Origin of the sequence: Streptomyces sp. ACA25 (assembly GCF_028200735.1) — a bacterium.
In the GTDB taxonomy this organism is placed as follows: Bacteria; Actinomycetota; Actinomycetes; order Streptomycetales; family Streptomycetaceae; genus Streptomyces.
Window position 1 is genome coordinate 1 of the sequence record NZ_JAQKPV010000044.1, and the last position, 2,882, is coordinate 2,882.

Consider the following 2,882-nt stretch of genomic DNA (forward strand, 5'->3'; position numbering starts at 1 on the left):
GACCAGCAGCACCGCGACACCCTCGGACCAGCCGGTGCCATCGGCGGAGGCCGAGAACGACTTGCATCGGCCGTCACCCGCGAGGCCGTCCTGCCTGGCGAACTCGGTGAACCCTGCCTGGGTCGGCATCACGGCGACGCCTCCCGCGATCGCCATGTCACATTCGCCGGTGCGCAGTGCCTGAGCGGCCAGGTGCAGGGCGACCAACGACGACGAGCAGGCTGTGTCGACAGTGAGCGCCGGACCTTCCAACCCGAAGGTGTAAGCGACCCGCCCGGAGATGACGCTGTTGGAGGTGCCGGTCAGCAGGTGGCCGGTGACCTCCTCGGGCTGTGCCGTGCCAAGGCCGTACCCGGTGTTCGACGCGCCGACGAAGACCCCCGCGCTACTGCCCCGGAGGGAGGTCGGGTCGATGCCCGCACGCTCGAGGAGCTCCCAGACAGATTCGAGCAGCAGCCGCTGCTGGGGGTCCATCGCCAGTGCCTCGCGCGGCGAGATGCCGAAGAGTTCTGCATCGAATTCAGCGGCATCGGGCAGAAATCCGCCCTCGGTCGTGTAGTCGGCTCCCTCGATGTCCCAGCCCCGGTCGGTGGGGAACGCCGAGATGCCGTCCACTCCTTCGGAGACGAGTCGCCACAGGTCCTCGGGCGAGCGGACTCCGCCGGGCAGCCTGGTGCTCATGCCCACGATGGCGACGGGCTCGTCGGTGGCCATGGTCGCGGAGAGGGATGGGGCCGGTTCCGTTGTGAGGTCGCCGAGAAGCTCTGTGCGGAGGAAGGCGGCCAGCGCGGTGGCGGTGGGATGGTCGAACACCAGAGTCGTCGGCAACGGAAGGCCAGTGGCCCCGGTGAGACGGTTGCGCAGTTCGACCGCGGTCAGCGAGTCGAGGCCGAGGTCGGTGAATGCGGTGCCGGGATCCACGGCGGCCCGGTCGCGGTGGCCGAGGACTGCGGCGACGGCGGCGACCACCAGGTCGAGCAGTACGCGGTCACGTTCAGCGGCATGCAACTCCGCGAGCTGCTCGCGCAGTCCGGACCCGGAGGTGGGCGTGGTCCGCGCCCGGTCCCGCACCTCGGGCAGCTCGGCCAGCAGCGGACTGGGCCGGGTCGCCGTGAAGGTGGCGGCGAACCGCTCCCAGTCGACATCGGCAATGGTCAGACACGGGCTGTCGGCTGCGACGGCCTGGTCGAGCGCGACGACGGCGAGCGCGGGATCGAGCGCGCGCAGCCCGCGGCGGCGCAGGTGGTCGGCGGCCTCGTCGCTCGCGGCCATGCCCGCCTTCGCCCAGGGCCCCCAGGCCACAGAAGTGGCGGCCATGCCTCGGGCACGGCGGTGTTCGGCAAGTGCGTCGAGGTAGGCGTTGGCTGCGGCGTAGCTCGCCTGGCCGCCGCTGCCCCAGACACCGGCGATCGAGGAGTAGGTGACGAAGGCGCTGAGCCCGTCGGTGAGCTCGTCGAGGGCACGGGCTGCGTCGGCCTTGGCCCGCAGAACGGTGGCCAGCCGCTCGGGGCTCAGGTCGCTGAGGTCCACGTCGTCAGTGACGCCTGCGGCGTGCACCACGGCGGTGAGCGGGTGCTCGGCGGGGATCTCGGCAAGCAGGGCGGCGAGGGCATCGCGGTCGGCGACATCGCAGGCCACGATGGAGGCGCTGCCACCGGAGGAAGTCAGCTCCGCCAGCAGTTCGGCGGCGCCGGGCGCGTCGGGTCCCCGGCGGCTGGTCAGTATCAGGTTCGGCACACCGCGTCCGGCAAGTGTGCGGGCGAGGTGGGAGCCGAGCGCTCCGGTTCCACCGGTGATCAGCACGGTGCCCTGTGGGCACCACGGCGCGGTGGCCGGCTCGGGGACGGCGTGACGGAGCCGACGTGCGAAGACTCCGGCATCCCGGATCGCGAGCTGGTCCTCCGCCCCGGCACCAGCCAGAACGGCGGCAAGTCGCATTCCCGTGCGTTGGGTGAGCGTCCCGGGCAGGTCGATGAGACCGCCCCAGCGCTCGGGGTGCTCCAGGGCGGCGACCCGGCCCAGACCCCAGACCTGGGCCGCCTCCGGGTCGGTGAGTCGGTCGGCGCGTCCGGTGGAGACCGCGCCCCGGGTGACGACCCAGCGGGGCGCGGTGATCCCGGCGGTGTCGAGCGCGTGCAGGAGGGCAACGAGCCCGGTGACTTCGGGCAGCAGCACCAAGACCCCGGCTGGGGCATGGTCACGGAGGATCTCGGGCCGCATGTCGGCGGCGTCGAGCTCCACCACGTCGGCGCCCGCATCGCGCACAGCGGCGGCGACGTCGGGCCGGGACGGGCCAAGGAGCAACCAGGTGCCGGTGAGTACGGCCTCTGGCAGGGTGCTCAGCGGAGTCCAGGCGATCCGGTACCGCCAGGAGTCCACGAGGGAGCGCCGGCGGCGTTCGCGGCGCCAGGCTGTCAGGGCAGGGAGCACCGTGTCGAGGCCGGCGCTGTCGCTCAGGTTCAGAGCGGTGGCGACGGCGCCGTGGTCGGCGGCGTCGACAGCTGCCCAGAACTGTTCCTCGGCCGGATCGGTGACCGCCGTGGCCGGGCTGGTGTCGAGCCAGTACCGCTCGTGCTGGAAGGCGTAGGCGGGCAGGTCGACGTGGCGTCCGCCTGCGGCGAGGCCCGCGAGGTCCGCGGGGACGCCGCGGGTGTGCAGGTGGGAGATGCCGGACAACACGCTTTCGAGGTCGTCATGCCCGGTGCGAAGGGCGGGCACCGCCCGCACATCGTTGACCTCAGCCGCAAAGGCACTGAGCACCGCGGTCGGGCCGATCTCGAGGGCGGTGGCGACGTCGGCTGTGGTGAGGGCGTCGGCGAAGCGGACGGGTTCACGGACCTGCCGGACCCAGTACTCCGGGGTGGCCGGGTCACCCGAGGCCG

The 2,882-nt window shown here is 72.4% G+C and carries 1 protein-coding gene; it reads right to left on the reverse strand.

The features are described from left to right. Nucleotides 1-2,882, reverse strand: a 2,882-nt coding sequence (locus PJ985_RS23040; protein WP_271685826.1) for an SDR family NAD(P)-dependent oxidoreductase, incomplete at both ends; no start/stop codon positions are given.